Origin of the sequence: Micromonospora noduli (assembly GCF_003264365.1) — a bacterium.
Lineage (GTDB): Bacteria > Actinomycetota > Actinomycetes > Mycobacteriales > Micromonosporaceae > Micromonospora > Micromonospora noduli.
The window spans coordinates 113,332-128,732 of record NZ_PYAK01000015.1; the positions used below are offsets into that span (position 1 = coordinate 113,332).

Genomic DNA, 15,401 nt, shown 5'->3' on the forward strand with positions numbered 1-15,401 from the left:
GAGCCCGGTCGCTGATAGTTCCTCAACCTTGACGTCGAGGCCGCCGGCCTGAGATCAGTGGGCGGGCCTGCCGAACCAGCGGGAGAGGTGGTCGTCCAGGTCCTGCTGGTCGTCGCCGATCCAGGCGACGTGGCCGTCGGGGCGCAGCAGGACACCTGGAACGTCCAGCGCCGCGCTCGAATCCGCGAGGTAGTCCACCCGGTCTGACCAGCCGCCAACCGTGAGGCGTTCGGTGCGGTCCAGCAGCAGACCGCGGCCGCCGTGCAGCAGACCGTAGAGGTGGCCCTGTTTGACGTCGATGTCGGGCAGGCGGCGACCGAGCAGGTCGGGGCCGGCGCCGAAGTCGTAGCGGACACCGATGGCGGTGATCTTCTCCAGCAGATGGAGGTTCACCTCGTCGAAGTCCATCAACTCGGTGAGCAGCCTGCGCACTGCCTGTGCGCCCGGTTCGGTGGACAGCAGCTCCGTCTGGGCTCGGGTGTTGTCCAGCACCGCCTCGGCGACCGGACGGCGTTCGGCCTGGTAGGTGTCCAGCAGTGCCTCCGGTGCCCAGCCGCGGATCCGCGCGGCCAGTTTCCAGCCGAGGTTGAACGCGTCCTGGACGCCCAGGTTGAGGCCCTGTCCGCCGATGGGCGGATGAATGTGCGCCGCGTCGCCGGCCAGCAGCACCCGCCCGACCCGATAGCTGTCGGCCAACCGGGTGGCATCGCCGAAGCGGGACAACCAGCGCGGGGAGTGCACGCCGAAGTCGGTCCCGGCGATGGCGCGCAACTGGTGTTTGAAGTCGTCGAGGGTGGGCGGTTCGGCGCGGTCGCTGACCCCGGCGGCGGGGACCAGGACGCTGTAGACCCCGACACCCGCGGGCCGGAGCCAGAACCGCTGATGGGTCTCGCGGATCTCGGCCACCGTGGCGGCGATCTCCTCCTGCGGGACGCCCACTTCCATCTCGCCCATCAGACTCTCGGTCCGGGCGGGCTCGCCGGGAAAGCCGACGCCGAGCAGTTTGCGCACCGTGCTGCGCCCGCCGTCGCAGCCGACGAGGTAGCGCGACCGCAACTGTTCCCCGTCGGCCAGCTCGACTGTCACACCCTCGTCGTCCTGTTCGAAACCGGCGACCGCCCGACCGCGCCGGACCTGCGCGCCCAGCTCGATGGCGTGCTCTTCGAGCAGACGTTCGATGACCGGCTGCGGGATGCCCAACAGGTAGGCGTACCGGGAATCCAGGCCCTTGGGCGCGGGCTTGGCGATGGCGGCGAAGAAGGCGCTGGCCGGACGCTGCCGCCCGTGCGGGAGGATGCGGTCCAGCAGCCCGCGCATCGCCATCAGCTCCAGGCTGCGGATGTGCAGGCCGACGATGCGGACGGCCGACGCCGGCTCGGTCTTCTGCTCCACGATGAGGACCCGGACGTCGTGCAGCCGCAGTTCGGCGGCGAGCATCGCACCGGTCGGCCCGCATCCGGCAATGATCACGTCGTACGTGGGGAGCGCACGATCGGCGTTGGGAGCCGACAGTGCTGGGCGGACGTCGCCCACGGTGGAGTCGGGCTCGACCGGCTCGGTCGACGGCGAATCGGCGGTGAATTGCGGAGGGTGCATGGGTGTCGCCTCTCGGGAGTGCCGTGTTGGCAAGGCGCTCCCGGCGACACCTACGTCAATCGCCCGACCGTGACGGCAAGGGGGAGCACCCACATCGCTACAACGTTCATGGGTCTCACCTCCTCGGGCGGTGTCGCGGTCAACTGCAAGCTATATCCCCCAGCGTGATCCCGTCGAGTTGTTTCCTCGTCACGTGATCACGGCGTCTGGTGGGTCAGCGATCGGTGCAGCCACTCGGCCATCAGCGCGCGTTCGGCGTCGGTGAGCCCCGGGAGGTTGGGCAGCACCGTCGCGAAGGTCACCGCGACCGCGTTCCCGGTGGTGTCGGGTGTTATCGGAGTTGTCGCCAGGATGCTGGTGAGCACGGCATCGAGCATGGCCTCACCCAGACCCGGGTCGCGCTGGTCGGCGGGCATTCCCAGCAGCGTGAGGATGGTGCCGTTGCCCGCAGAGTGGATCATCATCAGCGCGCGCTCCTCATCGACCCGGAGGAGGCCGGACGCGGCGAGTCGCCGGACGCGGCGGCGTAGCACGTCGAGGCCGGCGACAGTTGCCGGCGAGGGCGCGCCACTCCCCCGGGTGGCGATCAGCGCGTACAACTCGGGGTTTGTCAGGCCGAACTCCACGTGCGCGCGCCATCCGGCGCGCAGGTCCGCGACCGGGTCGCCGTCCGCTGCGACCGCTTTGCCGCTGACGTAGGTGGCCATGACGTGTTCGGCGACGGCGTCGATGAGGCCGTCCTTGTCGCCGAACAGGCGATAGATGGTCGGCGCCTGCACGCCCGCGGCCTGGGCGACGGCGCGGGTCGTCACCGCGTTCGCGCCCTTCTCGCGCAGCAGTTCGGTCGCTGCCGAGACGATGCCCGCACGGACGTCGTCGCGGGTGTCCTGCGTCGTCACCATGAACCGATGCTAACAGTGACTTGTTATCCATGAATTATCGGTGATAACGTTCGCGCCGTAACGCCGATAACAAGGGAGTGTTCATCATGATCGTCGTCACCGGTGCCACTGGCCAACTGGGGTCCCAGATCGTCGACCGGCTGCTCGACCGGCTGTCGCCCGACGCCGTGGGCGTGAGCGTGCGCGACGTCGACAGGGCCGCCGGCCTCGCCGAGGGTGGGGTGCGGGTGCGCGTCGCGGACTTCACCGACCCGGCCACGCTGGGGCACGCCTTCGAGGGTGCCGGCAAGGTCCTCATCGTCTCCGCCGCCATCCGCGGCCCCGGCGCGTTCGTCGCGAACCGCGCCGCCATCGACGCCGCCCGCGCCGCGGGAGCCAGTCGAATCCTCTACACCAGCCACCAGGCCGCCTCCCGGGACTCGCTCTTCGCCGCCCAGCCCACGCACGCCGCGACCGAGGAACACCTGGCTGGACTGGGGATTCCCTTCACCGCCCTGCGCAACGGCTTCTACGCGAGCACGCTCAGCTTCTCCATCGGCACGGCGCTGGAGACCGGGCGACTCGTGGCGCCGGCGGACGGCCCGGTCTCCTGGACCGCGCACGCCGACCTGGCCGAGGCGGCAGCCGTCGCTCTCACCGACGATGGCGTACTCGACGGGGTCACGGCACCGCTGACCGCCTCGGAGATGCTCGACCTCGAAGCGGTGGCCGCCATCCTCAGCGACATCACGGGCCGCAGCGTCGAACGTGTCGTCGTGGATGACGACCAGTGGCGGGCGTCCGCCATCGAGCGAGGCATGCCCGCCGCGGCGGCCGACTTCACTCTCGGCATGTACCGCGCGGCGCGGGAGAAGGAGTTCGCTGTGACCGATCCGACGCTGGAGGCAGTCATCGGCCACCGCCCGACACCCGTCCGCACGGTGCTCGAGGCCATCGTCGCCAAGCGATGACGCGCTCGCGAGCCGATCAGCGCAGCATCGCCCGGGTCATTCGACGGGTGGCGACGTACATCGCGATCGAGCCGAACGTGAGGAGGTAGGCCACCGGGATCAGCAGGTCCCAGCCGAGGCGGCCCAATGCGGGTTCCCTGACCAGCTCGATGCTGTGGTAGAGCGGCAGCACCTGGATCAGCGGCCGCACCGCCTCGGGGTAGACCGACAGGGGATAGAACGTCGTCGCGAACAGGTACATCGGCAGCATGAAGAGCTGGATGTACTGAAAGTCGGGGAAGTCGCGCAGGTACGTCGTGACGGCCAGGCCGCCGGCCGCGAACGCGTACGAGATCAGCAGCGACGCCGGCAGGGCCAGCAGCACCCAGGCCGACGTGACCAGCCCACCGACGGCCATGAGGGCCAGGAATCCGATCGACGTCAGCAGCCCGTTGATCATCGCGCTGGTCACCTCGCCGACGGCGATGTCGGTGACGGAGAGCGGTGTCGGCAGGATCGCCTCGTAGGTCTTCTCGACCCTCATCCGGACGAACACACCGAAGCTCGTCTGGTTGAACGCCGTGTTCATCGCCGTGGTGGCAAGGATCGCCGGGGCCACGTAGGCGGCGTACGGGACGTCGACACCGGGGACCGTGCCGACGAGCATCCCGACGCCGACGCCGATCGACAGCAGGTACAGGATCGGTTCGACGAGCGCGTTGAGCAGCGGCGTGACCGACCGGCGGTAGATCATGAAGTTGCGTTCGATGAGCGCCAGGGCCCGGCGTCTCGTCCAGGCGGGTACGGCGACGGTGGTCATGATGCCTCCACGGGGCGCTGGGCGTGGGCCGTCACGGGTGCAACCGTCGGCGGTACGTGACCCGGGCGATCAGGAAGCCGCCGATCGCGAGCACCAGCAGGTAGGCGATGTGGACGGAGCTGCCGGTGACCGTCGCCGTGCCGAGGCTGAGGGTGCGGCACAGCTCCACCCCGTGCCACAGCGGCAGCAGGTAGGACACCGGTCGGATCCACTCGGGCAGCTGCGAGACCGCGAAGAACGTGCCGGAGAACATGTAGAGCGGCATGATGACGAAGCGGAACACCGTGTCGATGTGGCGCAGCTTGCGTACGCCGACCGCCCACGCGGCGGCGGGTGCCGCGAACGCGACCCCGGTCAGCGTCGCGCCGAGCAGGGCGCCGAGGGCCCACCATCCCCCGATCAACCCGAACGCGGCCATCACCACGATGAAGGCGCCGCTGGCGATGAGCACCCGGAAGGTGATGAACAGCAGGTGCCCGGCGGCGAGTTGCTCCGGCCTCAGCGGCGTCGGTGTGGCACTGCGGTACGCCCCGAAGCCGGCGGCCCGGGCGACCCCGGCGGCCCCTTCCAGGAACGCGTTCTGCATCGCGGCGGCGGCCAGGATGCCCGGGGCGAAGAACGCCGCGTAGGAGACGCCGGCGATCTGGGCGGGCGCGTTGTCGTCGACGAGGGCGCCCAGCCCGGCACCGATGCCGATGAGGAACAGCAACGGGTTCAGCACGTTGATCACGATCGAGCCCCGCCAGGTACGCCGGTAGCGCGTCAACCAGTACCCGAATACACGAAGCACCAGTGGCCTCCCCTGCTACTCGATGAGCGATCGGCCGGTGAGCTTGAGGAACACGTCCTCCAACGTCGCGCGGCGGACCAGTGCGGTGAGCGGCGTGAGCGACATGGCGTGCACCGTGGCGAGGGCGGCCTCGCCGTCGGCGGTGTAGACGAGCACCCGGTCGGGGAGCAGTTCGACGCGGCCCTCGGCGTCGTTGCCTCCGGTGGCCAGCGCCGACGTCCGAAGCTTCTGCGCCGCGGTGTCGCGTTCGTCGAGGCGGAAGCGGAGTTCGAGGACCTCCCGGGTGGCGTACCTGGTGATCAGTTCCCGGGGTGAGCCCTGCGCGACGATGCGGCCGTGGTCGACCACGACGAGCCGGTCGCAGAGCTGCTCGGCCTCGTCCATGTAGTGCGTGGTGAGGATGAGCGTGACGCCCTGCTGTTTGAGCTGGAAGAGCCGGTCCCACAGGATGTGTCGGGCCTGCGGGTCGAGGCCGGTGGTCGGCTCGTCGAGCAGCAGGATGTCCGGTTCGTTGATCAGGGAGCGGGCGATGGTCAGACGCCGCCGCATGCCGCCGGAGAGCGTCTCGACCTGGTCGCCGGCTTTTTCCTGAAGCTGGGCGAAGTCGAGCAGCCGGGTCGCGCGGTCCCGGATGACGGCCCGCGGCAGGCCGAAGTATCGCCCGTAGATGTGCAGGTTCTCCCGCACGGTGAGCTCGTTGTCCAGGTAATCGTCCTGCGTGACGACGCCCAGCCGGGCACGGATCTCCGGCCCCTGTCTCATCGGGTCCATGCCCAGCACGCGCAGGCTGCCGCCGCTGATCGGCGACGTGGCGGCGATCATCCGCATGGTGGTGGACTTGCCGGCGCCGTTGGGGCCGAGAAGCCCGAACGACTCCCCCCGCTCGACCGCGAAGTCGATGCCGTCGACCGCGTGGAACTCCGCTGTGGACCCGCGTGCTGGATAGATCTTGGCCAGTTTGCTCGCCTGGACCAAAGAGTGCTCGCTCACCACGGCAGTTTACGAACACGAACAGCGCTCTGCAAGATTCGAGCAAGGCTTTGTAATTTCTCGACTCCGCATAGAGTGTCCTTTCGCGACGGTTCGAGGACTCCCGGGGGCCTCCCGTTTCGGCCGGCGGCAATCTGTAGGTTGTCTTCTTGACGGGTGGCTGGCGTGTAGCTAAGTTTCAGCCACCCGGACTGAGAGGCGTCTATGCAGACCCGACTCGTTACCGCGACCGCCCTGGCGGCCACACTGGCGGCCACCCTCGCTTCCCTGCCTGCCCAGGCCGCCACGCCGGTGCGCCCATCGACCGCCGAGCACGGCTGGGTCACGTCGACGCTGCGACACATGAGCCTGGAGCAGAAGGTCGGACAACTCTTCGCCACCTACGTCTACGGCGGTGACGCCACGGACCCCAGCGCCGCAGACCGGGCCGCGAACGTCGCCGCCTTCGGTGTGGAGACACCGGCCGAGGTGATCGAGCGGTACCACCTAGGCGGCGTCTGCTACTTCTCCTGGTCGCACAACCTGGACAGCCCCCGACAGATCGCGACCCTCTCCAATGGACTGCAGAGGGCTGCCCGTGGCGACGGGGCAAGGGGCAGGGTTCCACTGCTCATCTCCACCGACCAGGAGCAGGGCGCGGTGGTGCGAATGCCCTCCCCCGCCGCCCAGTTCCCCGGGTCGATGGCGCTGGGCGCGGGGCGGTCGCCCCGGGCCGCCCGGACGGCGGCGGAGGTCACCGGACGCGAGCTGCGCGCCGTCGGCATCCAACAGCCGTACGCGCCGATCGCCGACGTCAACGTCAACCCGGGCAACCCGGTGATCGGCGTGCGGTCCTTCGGCGCCGACCCCACCCTCGTGGCCGACCTCACCGCCGCCCAGGTCACCGGTTTCCAGGACCGGGCCGGGGTGACCGCCGTGGCAAAGCACTTCCCCGGGCACGGCGACACGGCCACCGACAGCCACACCGGTCTCCCGGTGATCAACCACAGCCGCGCCGAGTGGGATCGGATCGACGCGCCGCCGTTCAAGCGTGCCATCCGCGCCGGTGTCGACACGATCATGACCGCGCACATCGTGGTCCCGGCGCTCGACCCGTCCGGCGACCCCGCGACCTTGTCGCGGACGATCCTCACCGGCGTGCTGCGCGGTGAGCTCGGTTTCCGGGGCGTCATCGTCACCGACGCGCTGAACATGGCTGGCGTGCGGGCGAGGTACGGCGACGAGCGGGTGCCCGTACTGGCGCTCAAGGCCGGCGCCGACCAGCTCCTGATGCCGCCGAATCTGGCGCTGGCGCGGGACGCGGTGCTGCGGGCCATCGCCACCGGCGAGCTCACCGAGCGTCGGATCGACGAGTCGGTCCGGCGCATCCTCGGCGTGAAGTATCGCCAGGGACTCGCCCGCTCACCGCTGGTCGACGTCGAGAAGGCCGTCCGGACCGTCGGCGCTCCGGAGCACCTCGCCGCCGTCACCCAGGTCACCGACCCGACGCTCACCGCCGTCCGCAACGATGCCGGAGTGCTGCCCCTGCCCCACGCCGACCGGTCGGTCCTGATCACCGGCTGGGACAGCGCCGCCTTCGCCCCGGTCGCGACGGTCGCCGCCGGATTCACCACGCGTGGTGCCCGCGTCACCGCCCGACCGGCGACCCTGCCCTCCGACGCGACGATCACCGCCACGGCGAGCCAGGCCGCCGAGCACGACCTCACCGTCGTGCTCGTGAACAAGGCGTGGGACACCGCCGTCACCGACCCGCGAGCCACCCAGCAACGCCTCGTCGCGGCGCTGCTGGGCACCGGGAAACCCGTGGTCGTCGTGGCCGTCCGCGACCCGTACGACATCGCGTACCTGCCGGGTGTCACCACCTACCTGGCGACGTACTCGTACACCCGCGCGGCGATGGACGCCCTCGTCCGCGCGCTGCACGGCGAACTGTCCCCGAGCGGACGGCTGCCGGTCACGATCCCCACGGCCGAGGGGGCGGGCTTCGTGCTCTACCCCTACGGCCACGGCCTGAGCTGGTAGGAGGCAAGCATGCAGCGGAGGAATTTCCTGGTCGGCGCGGTCGGTGCGGGCGCGCTGGGGGCGGGGACGCTCGGCGTCGGACCGGCGGCGGCCAACTCCCGTGACCGTCGGGTCCGCACCGGCCTCGACGAGCTGGTGTCGTCCGGGTTCGCCGAACTCGCCGGTCAGCGCGTGGGCGTTATCTCCAACCCGACCGGCGTCGATGCGTCCTACCGGCATCTCGTCGACCTGATGCACGGCTCCGGTCGGGTGCAACTGGTCGCGGCGTTCGGCCCCGAGCACGGCTTCCGCGGCTCCGCGCAGGCAGGTGGCAGCGAGGGAACCGGCGTCGACGCACGCACCGGCATCCCGGTGTACGACGCGTACGGCGCCTCGCAGGCCCGGTGGGAAGCGATGTTCACCGAGGCCGGGGTGGACACCGTGGTCTTCGACATCCAGGACGTCGGAGTCCGCTTCTACACCTACATCTGGACGATGTACACCTCTATGGTCGCCGCGGCCCGGGTCGGCAAACGCTACGTCGTGCTGGACCGGCCCAACCCGATCGGCGGGCGGGCCTACGGGCCGATGATGACCAGCCCGTACACCTCGGGCGTGGGTCTCAAGGAGATTATTCAGCAGCACGGGATGACCGTCGGAGAGCTGGCCCGGTTCTTCAACGCCACGTTCCTGCCGGCCGAGGCGGGACGACCGGTCGACCTGGACGTGGTGCGGTGCCGGCACTGGAAGCGCGACGCCCTCGCCGCCGACACCGGCGTGCCCTGGGTGATGCCCAGCCCCAACATGCCCACCCCGGACACCGCTCTGGTCTACCCGGGCACCGGGCTGTTCGAGGGTGTCGCCTCGATCACCGAGGGGCGCGGCACGTGTCGCCCGTTCGAGCTGATCGGCGGCCTGGCGACGGACTTCGACCACCACTGGGGTGACCGGCTCAACGCCCGGAACCTGCCCGGGGTCGAGTTCCGTGAGGCGTACTTCTCGCCGACCGCGGCCGGGCAGAAGCCGGACCTGCTCAACAAGCTCTGCGCCGGCGTCGAGGTCAAGGTCGTCGACCCGGCGGTGTACGACCCGATCCGCACCGGCGTGGCCATGCTCGTGGAGGCGCACAGGTACCCGGCGTTCGCCTGGCGACGCGACTCGTGGGACACCGTGCGCCCGTACTGGATCGACAAGCTCACCGGGTCGCCGCGACTGCGGACCCAGATCGATGCCGGAGCTGACGTGGACGACGTCGTCGGCGCCTGGGCCGAGGAGTTGGCCACCTTCGACCGGCGTCGCCGGCCCTACCTGCTCTACTGAGGAGTGCGGTGATGACCAGGTCGACCCGTCGTCCGCTCCGCTCACTCGCGCTCGGCCTGGCTCTGGTGATCCTGGGCACGGTGCTCCCCACCACCGGGGCGGTCGCCGCGACACCCACGTCCGGTCCGCCGACCGTCACCCCCGCGGACATCCAGTTCCGTCACGACACGTTGCGGCGCGGCAGCGCCCGTCAGGTCGGGCTGCTCCCCGACCAGGTGGGTCGCCTGCCCGCCGACCTGGCGGCGTATCTACAGCCGACCCCGGAGCACCCCGGCTACCCGGCGTACGCCGGCGCGGTGGTCCTGGCCGCCAAGGACGGTGTGATCGTTGAGCACGCCGCCGTGGGCAGCGCGGTCAAGTACTCCGCGGTTGGGCCACCGCCCGACCTGGTCGGTGTGGAACTCCCCGCCGACCAGCAGATCCCGACCCGGCGCGACACCATCTTCGACCTGGCGTCGGTGTCGAAACTGTTCACCACGATCGTCGCCATGCAGCAGGTGGAGCGGGGGCGGGTGGAGCTGGACACGCCGGTCGTCCGGTACGTCCCGGAGTTCGCCGCCGGCGGCAAGGCGGCGGTCACCGTGCGGATGCTGCTCACCCACACATCGGGTCTGCCCGCGTTCACACCACTGTGGAGCAGATACCCGACACCGGCCGAGCGATTCGCCGCCGCCCTCGCCACGCCGCTCACCACCGGGGCAACGCCCGGTAGCCAGTACGTCTACTCCGACCTGGGGCTGATCGCGCTGGGTGTCCTGCTGGAGCGGGTAACCGGTCGACCATTGGCCGACCTGGTCCGCGACGGCGTGACCGGGCCGCTGGGCATGACCGACACGGGCTACAACCCGGGCCCGGAGCGGCGGTCGCGGATCGCCGCGACCGAATACCAGCCGTACGCTGGACGCGGCATGGTGTGGGGCGAGGTGCACGACGAGAACGCGTGGTCGCTCGGCGGGGTGGCCGGGCACGCCGGGGTCTTCTCCACGGCCGCGGACCTGGCCGTGCTCTGCCAGTCACTGCTCAACGGCGGCGAATACCGCGGCCGGCGGATCCTGCGCTCGGAAACGGTGCGCGCGATGCTGGTCAATCACAACGCGCCGCTCGAGTCGGCCTACCCGGAGAGCGACCGCGGGCTCGGCTTCGAGCTGAACAAGCACTGGTACATGATGGGGCTCTCCTCTCCGGTGGCCTTCGGGCACACCGGCTTCACCGGAACGTCGATCGTCATCGACCCGCTCTCCCACTCGTTCGTCGTCATGCTCAGCAACCGGGTGCACCCGGACCGGGGCTGGGGCAGCAACAACGTCGCCCGACGGGCCGTCGCGCGTGACCTCGCGGAGGCGATGCCGGTACGGCCGCGCTCGGCCAGCGCCTGGCGGGCCGACCCACGCGACTCCGCGACGAGCACGCTCACGGCGCCGCTGCGTCGGCCCGGCCGTGGCGGGACGGCGAGCTTCCTGCTCTGGTACGACACCGAGCCCCGCTTTGACAGCGCGCGATTCGAGGTTTCCACCGACGGTGGTCAGAGCTGGGTGCCGACGACGATGCAGCTCCGCGACGCAGCCCGCCGGTGGAGCGCCGACGGCACGGTCACCGGCTACGGGGGTCGGGTGTGGTGGCAGGTCACGGTGGCGCTGCCCGATCAGGCCACCCACCTGCGGTTCAGCAGCAGCACCGACGGCTCCGGCCAGGGGCGTGGCGTCTACGTCGACCGGCTCGTAGCGGCGGACCGGCACGGCATGCTCTTTTCCGGCGAGGGTGCCGACGCCTCCCGGTTCGTCGCCGACGGGTGGTCACCGGCGCGGAGCTGAGACTGTACGGGCCCGAGAGCAATTTGACCCTCGACCGGGTTGAGGCCCGACCATCGGCGACATGACCGACCAAGCGACCGTCGACCCGACCATGGCCCGCATCATCGAGGCCGTGCAGCTCGGCCAGAGCGGCGCACCTGCCCGCGCCCGTGAGCTGCTCACCGCGTTGTGGGACGAACTCGGCCCCACCGGTGACGCCCTGCACCGCTGCACGCTGGCGCACTACCTCGCGGACCTCCAGGAAAACACCGAGGCGGAGCTGGCCTGGGACGAACGTGCCCTGGCCGCCGTGTCCGACCTGACCGACGAACGCGCCCAGCGGTATCTGTCCTCGCTCCAGGTCCAGGCGTTCCTGCCGTCGCTGTACCTCAACCTGGCCGACTGCCACCGGCGCCTGGGCAACGTCGGCCCGGCCCGGGAGTACCTTGCCCGAGCCCGCGAACACCTGGTGCGGCTACCGGACGACCCGTACGGCGAGAGCATCCGCGACGCGGTCCGGGACTTCGTCGCGGACGATCCGACCGACCGACGGCGGTAGTGGCCGGTCGGTCGGGTCACCGATCCTGGCGAGCGACGCCCGTGCGGTATTCCTGCGGCGAACGTCCGTAGTGGGCACGGAAGAGGCGGCTGAAGTGGGCCTTGTCCGGGAAACCCCAGCGGGCGGCGATGGCATGGATCGGCTGTCGCAACAGCGGGTTGCCGAGATCGCGGCGGCACTGCTCCAGGCGCTTGGCGCGGATGAGTTCGGCAACCGTCGTCGACTCCGCCTCGAACAGGCGGTGCAGCGACCGTGGCGAGATGTGGTGGGCGGCGGCGACGCTGCGAGGGCTGAGCTCGTCACTGTCGAGGTGCCGGTCGATGAAGTCGACGACCCGGGCCCGCAGTGCGGTCTGCCGCGCCTCCGGTGACAGGGTGTCCTCGATGTCGAGGTACTGAGCGAGCGCGGCGGTGAGCAGGTCCACCGCCACCCCGCCCAGGATCTCGGCCTGGGCCGGCTCGAACTGCTCCGGATGCGCCGCGATGCTGCGCAGGTGGTGGGCCAACAGCCCGCCGACGCCGACGTGCGACGGCATCGGCGTGGCCAGCAGGCGGCGGAGCCGGTCCGGCGCCAGGGGCAGCGCCGCGTGCGGTATCTGCACGGTGATGGAGGTGGCGGGACCGGGGCCGTCCGCGCGATGCCGGGCGACGTGCGGCCGCGCGGTGTCCAAGAGGGTGAAGTGGTTCGCGGCTTCCAGCGTGGACTCGGTGCGATCCTGGATCAGGGTGCTGTGACCCGTCAGTGGTAGCGCGAGTTGATACACATCCCCCTCGGCTCGGCGGACCAGTTTCGTGGGCCGGATCGAGTCCAGCGACGGGTAGCGCAGCGAGGTCATCCGAATGCGGCCGAGATCGATGGCCTGCGCGTAGGCCACGAAGTTGTCCAGGTGGCCGCTGCTGATGTGCGCCGGCGCCGTCTCCTGAGCGACCAGGGCATACCAGAACGCGAACCGGTCCGCCGGGGGCAGGACCGTCGTGTCCACCACCAGGTTTGGCAACACCCGCTCGCCTCCCCCCATATGCGAGGATGGATTCTTGCATGCCTCGACTTTCTCGACCCATGGCGGGAATCCCACGCCCGGTGCTACCCGGCGGGTTGGCGAATGTCGGCGGTGACCGGCACCGACCTGCGGGAGGCCGCCGACGAGATGACCAGGGTGCTGCTGCCACACCGGGACCGCGACTGGTCGGTGCCGGCCGGCTCGCTGAGCTGGAGCTGCTGGACCACCGCGGCGCACGTCGCGCACGACCTCCTCGCGTACGCGGGCCAGGTCACCGGCCGCCCGGATGACGGCTATCTGCCGTACGACCTGCGGGTCTCCCCCGACGCGAGCCCGACGCAGGTGCTCACCGTGGTGCGGGCCTGCGCCGGTCTGCTCGCCGCCGCCGTCGACGCCGCCCCGCCGGACGCGCGGGCCTGGCACTGGGGCCCGTGCGATCCGGTCGGCTTCGCCGCCATGGGCGTGGCCGAGACCCTGCTGCACACCCACGACATCACCCTCGGCCTCGGTGTGCAGTGGCAGCCGTCGCGGCGGCTGAGCGCGCTGGTGCTGCGCCGACTCTTCCCGGACGCCCCGCCCGGGGCGGCGCCCGAGGTGCTGCTCTGGATGACCGGCCGCGGTGAGCTGCCCGGCCGGGCGAGGCGCACCTCCTGGAACTGGCGGGCCGCAGTCGACTGACTCGCACCAGCGTTGAGGGGTGGGTGGTCGCCTGCCGGGCGACCACCCGGTTGGAGCCCGGCTAGCCGGCGTGCAGCGAGTGCCGGTGGCCGTCGAGCGGGAAGGGCGGCCGGGCCGGCAGCACCTCCTGGAACACGAAGTCGCACTTCTGCGCCACCCGGCAGGACGCGACGTTGTCCACCTGGTGCAGCAGGTCGAGACGCGCCACCTCGGGGAACCGGTCGAACGCCCATCGGCTCAGCGCGGTGACCGCGCGAGGGGCGACGCCGCGGCCGCGTGCCCACGACGCCGTCCAGTAGCCGACCTCCGGGGCCGGGCGCTGCGGCGTGACCCCCTTGAGCACCACGTTGCCCACCAGCCGAGCGCCGTCGGCCTGCTCTTCGACGACGGCGAAGGTGTACCGCCGCCCGTCGGCCCAGTCGCGCAGCGCGCCTTCCAGCCACCGTCGCGCCTCGGCGGCGGTGGTCACCGGAGCTCTGGTCCAGCGGCGCAGGACCGGATCCCGGTACGCCTGCACCAGCTCATCCAGGTCGTCGGCGCACCACTGACGCAGCGCGACTCCCGGCGTCGAGGGCAGGTCGGGTGACCGCGATTCGATCAGCATCGGCACAGTCTGCCGTGGCCGTGGCCGTGGCCCGGCGGTCAGCCCCGTCGGCGCCACCGCCGCCACCAGCTGCGGCGCGCCGGCGGCAGAACGGCCGCCGCTTCGGTGACGGTCGTCGTGACCTCGGGCCGGGCCCGCTCGGCGCGCCAACGGCGGACCACGTCCTCGGTGTTCACCGGACGCACCGCGACCCGGGGGCCGTCGTCGGGGAAGCGCAGCCACGCCACGATCTGCGCGTTCAACTGCCCCACGAAGTCGCGGACGGACTGTTCGGTGGGCAGGTCACGGACCTCGTCGGGGACCTGCTCGATGCGTCGGCGCAGTTGCAGCGACGTGGGCAGGAGCAGGTCACTGGGGAGCGCCTCGCGCTCCAGGAAGCTCTTGATCCACCACGCCTCGTCGTACGGCGCCCCCCGACCGGGGATCGGCTTTCCCATGCCGGGCAGGTTGTCGAACTCGCCGCGCTGAACGGCATCCTGGATCTTCGCCTCCACTGACGCTTCCCACGCCTCGGTCACGTGCGGCACCTCCCTGGCCACCGTAACGCGCCGCCTCCGGCCGGCGACACGCACTTGCCAGGGGTCAGCACGCCCGCGACGGTGCGCATTCCCGCCAACGGTGCTGCCGTCGCACCGAACACGAGTGGATCACCCCGGATCGCAGGCCACGGCCTGCCAGGTGGCCCTGGGTTGGGATGTTCATCCCGATTACGGTCGGTGTGGGATCCATCGGACGGGGGGAAGCGTCGTGGTGAGTACTGGGGCACTGCTGGGCATCGCGCTGGTGGCGTTGGGACTGGTGCTCACGCCCGGCCCGAACATGGTCTACCTGGTGTCCCGCTCGGTGGCGCAGGGCCGCCGGGCCGGGCTGGTCTCGCTGCTCGGGGTGGCCGCCGGCTTCGGCGTCTATCTGGCGGCGGCGGTCGCCGGCCTGGCCACCGTCTTCGTCCTGGTGCCGACGCTGTACGCGGTGGTGAAGCTGGCCGGCGCCGGCTACCTGCTCTGGCTGGCCTGGCGGACGCTGCGTCCAGGTGGGCACTCGCCGTTCAGCCCCGCGCCGATGCCGCCCGACCCGCCCCGACGCCTGTTCACCATGGGCCTGGTCACCAACCTGCTAAACCCGAAGATCGCGATCCTCTACGTGTCGCTGCTACCGCAGTTCATCGACCCGACGCGGGGGCATCTGGCCACGCAGAGCCTGCTGCTCGGTCTGACCCAGATCGTCGTGGCGCTGAGCGTGAACGCGCTGATCGTGCTCAGCGCCGGCTCGCTGGCCGGGTTCTTCGCCCGCCGGCCGGTGTGGTTGCGGGTGCAGCGCTGGGTGACCGGCACCGCGCTCGCGGCGCTGGCCGTGCGCATCGCCGCCGACCGCTCGCGCGCGGCCGTCGCCACGCCCTGACCCGGGCGGTCAGCGCCCCCGGTG

15 protein-coding genes are annotated in these 15,401 nt (G+C 70.9%); 7 read left to right on the forward strand and 8 right to left on the reverse strand.

The genetic code is table 11. The annotated features are described in order from the left end of the window. Positions 1–54: 54 nt before the first annotated feature. Positions 55–1,437, reverse strand: coding sequence for an FAD-dependent monooxygenase (locus tag GUI43_RS14760; protein ID WP_249037757.1), 1,383 nt, complete (start codon positions 1,435–1,437; stop codon positions 55–57). Between the two features lie 356 nt (positions 1,438–1,793). Beyond that, complete coding sequence (locus GUI43_RS14765; RefSeq protein WP_112699046.1) at positions 1,794–2,498, reverse strand: TetR/AcrR family transcriptional regulator; 705 nt, start codon at positions 2,496–2,498, stop codon at positions 1,794–1,796. 86 nt (positions 2,499–2,584) lie between these two features. Here GUI43_RS14765 and GUI43_RS14770 point away from each other — a divergent pair, with 86 nt between their 5' ends. Continuing rightward, positions 2,585–3,448, forward strand: coding sequence for an NmrA family NAD(P)-binding protein (locus GUI43_RS14770; protein ID WP_112699067.1), 864 nt, complete (start codon positions 2,585–2,587; stop codon positions 3,446–3,448). 16 nt (positions 3,449–3,464) lie between these two features. Here GUI43_RS14770 and GUI43_RS14775 read toward each other — a convergent pair whose 3' ends face one another. Genes GUI43_RS14775 through GUI43_RS14785 form a run of 3 tightly spaced genes read right to left on the reverse strand, consistent with a single transcriptional unit; the run spans position 3,465 to position 6,030 of the window. After that, entirely contained in the window at positions 3,465–4,247 is a 783-nt protein-coding gene (locus tag GUI43_RS14775; protein ID WP_112699047.1) for an ABC transporter permease, read from the reverse strand. A 31-nt stretch (positions 4,248–4,278) separates the two neighbouring features. Then, the gene (locus tag GUI43_RS14780; RefSeq protein WP_211326699.1) at positions 4,279–5,037 is read right to left on the reverse strand and encodes an ABC transporter permease; all 759 of its coding nucleotides are present in this window, start codon (positions 5,035–5,037) and stop codon (positions 4,279–4,281) included. Positions 5,038–5,052: 15 nt separating this feature from the next. Continuing rightward, the gene (locus tag GUI43_RS14785; RefSeq protein WP_428842212.1) at positions 5,053–6,030 is read right to left on the reverse strand and encodes an ABC transporter ATP-binding protein; all 978 of its coding nucleotides are present in this window, start codon (positions 6,028–6,030) and stop codon (positions 5,053–5,055) included. Between the two features lie 201 nt (positions 6,031–6,231). Between GUI43_RS14785 and GUI43_RS14790 the strand changes: the two genes are divergently transcribed. From GUI43_RS14790 to GUI43_RS14805, 4 genes are all read left to right on the forward strand, one after another. Then, positions 6,232–8,049 (forward strand): glycoside hydrolase family 3 protein, encoded by a 1,818-nt coding sequence (locus tag GUI43_RS14790; protein ID WP_112699049.1) that lies wholly within the window; start codon positions 6,232–6,234, stop codon positions 8,047–8,049. A 9-nt stretch (positions 8,050–8,058) separates the two neighbouring features. Continuing rightward, complete coding sequence (locus tag GUI43_RS14795; protein ID WP_112699050.1) at positions 8,059–9,348, forward strand: exo-beta-N-acetylmuramidase NamZ family protein; 1,290 nt, start codon at positions 8,059–8,061, stop codon at positions 9,346–9,348. Between the two features lie 11 nt (positions 9,349–9,359). Continuing rightward, a complete protein-coding gene (locus GUI43_RS14800; protein ID WP_112699051.1) occupies positions 9,360–11,159 on the forward strand; it encodes a serine hydrolase domain-containing protein in 1,800 nt (599 codons plus the stop codon). A gap of 61 nt (positions 11,160–11,220) precedes the next feature. Next, entirely contained in the window at positions 11,221–11,697 is a 477-nt protein-coding gene (locus GUI43_RS14805) for a hypothetical protein (RefSeq protein ID WP_112586875.1), read from the forward strand. A 16-nt stretch (positions 11,698–11,713) separates the two neighbouring features. Here the strand turns inward: GUI43_RS14805 and GUI43_RS14810 are convergent, their stop codons facing one another. Further along, positions 11,714–12,697: an AraC-like ligand-binding domain-containing protein gene (locus tag GUI43_RS14810; protein WP_170158733.1), complete on the reverse strand. Its 984-nt coding sequence runs from the start codon at positions 12,695–12,697 to the stop codon at positions 11,714–11,716. 102 nt (positions 12,698–12,799) lie between these two features. Between GUI43_RS14810 and GUI43_RS14815 the strand changes: the two genes are divergently transcribed. Beyond that, positions 12,800–13,375, forward strand: a complete 576-nt coding sequence (locus GUI43_RS14815; protein WP_211326700.1) for a maleylpyruvate isomerase N-terminal domain-containing protein — start codon at positions 12,800–12,802, stop codon at positions 13,373–13,375. Positions 13,376–13,436: 61 nt separating this feature from the next. On the opposite strand, the gene GUI43_RS14820 is transcribed toward GUI43_RS14815, so the two are convergent. Both GUI43_RS14820 and GUI43_RS14825 read right to left on the reverse strand, forming a co-directional pair. Next, a complete protein-coding gene (locus GUI43_RS14820; protein ID WP_112587811.1) occupies positions 13,437–13,979 on the reverse strand; it encodes a GNAT family N-acetyltransferase in 543 nt (180 codons plus the stop codon). 38 nt (positions 13,980–14,017) lie between these two features. Further along, on the reverse strand, positions 14,018–14,497 hold the full coding sequence (locus GUI43_RS14825) for a DnaJ family domain-containing protein (protein ID WP_112699070.1): 480 nt from the start codon (positions 14,495–14,497) through the stop codon (positions 14,018–14,020). 229 nt (positions 14,498–14,726) lie between these two features. Here GUI43_RS14825 and GUI43_RS14830 point away from each other — a divergent pair, with 229 nt between their 5' ends. Continuing rightward, positions 14,727–15,377, forward strand: a complete 651-nt coding sequence (locus GUI43_RS14830) for a LysE family translocator (RefSeq protein WP_112699053.1) — start codon at positions 14,727–14,729, stop codon at positions 15,375–15,377. Positions 15,378–15,401: the final 24 nt, after the last annotated feature.

Bases quoted from the DNA above. Each gene is read 5' to 3' on its own strand.
- GUI43_RS14815 (WP_211326700.1), top strand. From the start codon at position 12,800: ATGTCGGCGGTGACCGGCACCGACCTGCGGGAGGCCGCCGACGAGATG.
- GUI43_RS14775 (WP_112699047.1), bottom strand. From the start codon at position 4,247: ATGACCACCGTCGCCGTACCCGCCTGGACGAGACGCCGGGCCCTGGCG.
- GUI43_RS14805 (WP_112586875.1), top strand. From the start codon at position 11,221: ATGACCGACCAAGCGACCGTCGACCCGACCATGGCCCGCATCATCGAG.
- GUI43_RS14795 (WP_112699050.1), top strand. From the start codon at position 8,059: ATGCAGCGGAGGAATTTCCTGGTCGGCGCGGTCGGTGCGGGCGCGCTG.
- GUI43_RS14820 (WP_112587811.1), bottom strand. From the start codon at position 13,979: ATGCTGATCGAATCGCGGTCACCCGACCTGCCCTCGACGCCGGGAGTC.
- GUI43_RS14765 (WP_112699046.1), bottom strand. From the start codon at position 2,498: ATGGTGACGACGCAGGACACCCGCGACGACGTCCGTGCGGGCATCGTC.
- GUI43_RS14760 (WP_249037757.1), bottom strand. From the start codon at position 1,437: ATGCTCGCCGCCGAACTGCGGCTGCACGACGTCCGGGTCCTCATCGTG.
- GUI43_RS14790 (WP_112699049.1), top strand. From the start codon at position 6,232: ATGCAGACCCGACTCGTTACCGCGACCGCCCTGGCGGCCACACTGGCG.
- GUI43_RS14770 (WP_112699067.1), top strand. From the start codon at position 2,585: ATGATCGTCGTCACCGGTGCCACTGGCCAACTGGGGTCCCAGATCGTC.
- GUI43_RS14800 (WP_112699051.1), top strand. From the start codon at position 9,360: ATGACCAGGTCGACCCGTCGTCCGCTCCGCTCACTCGCGCTCGGCCTG.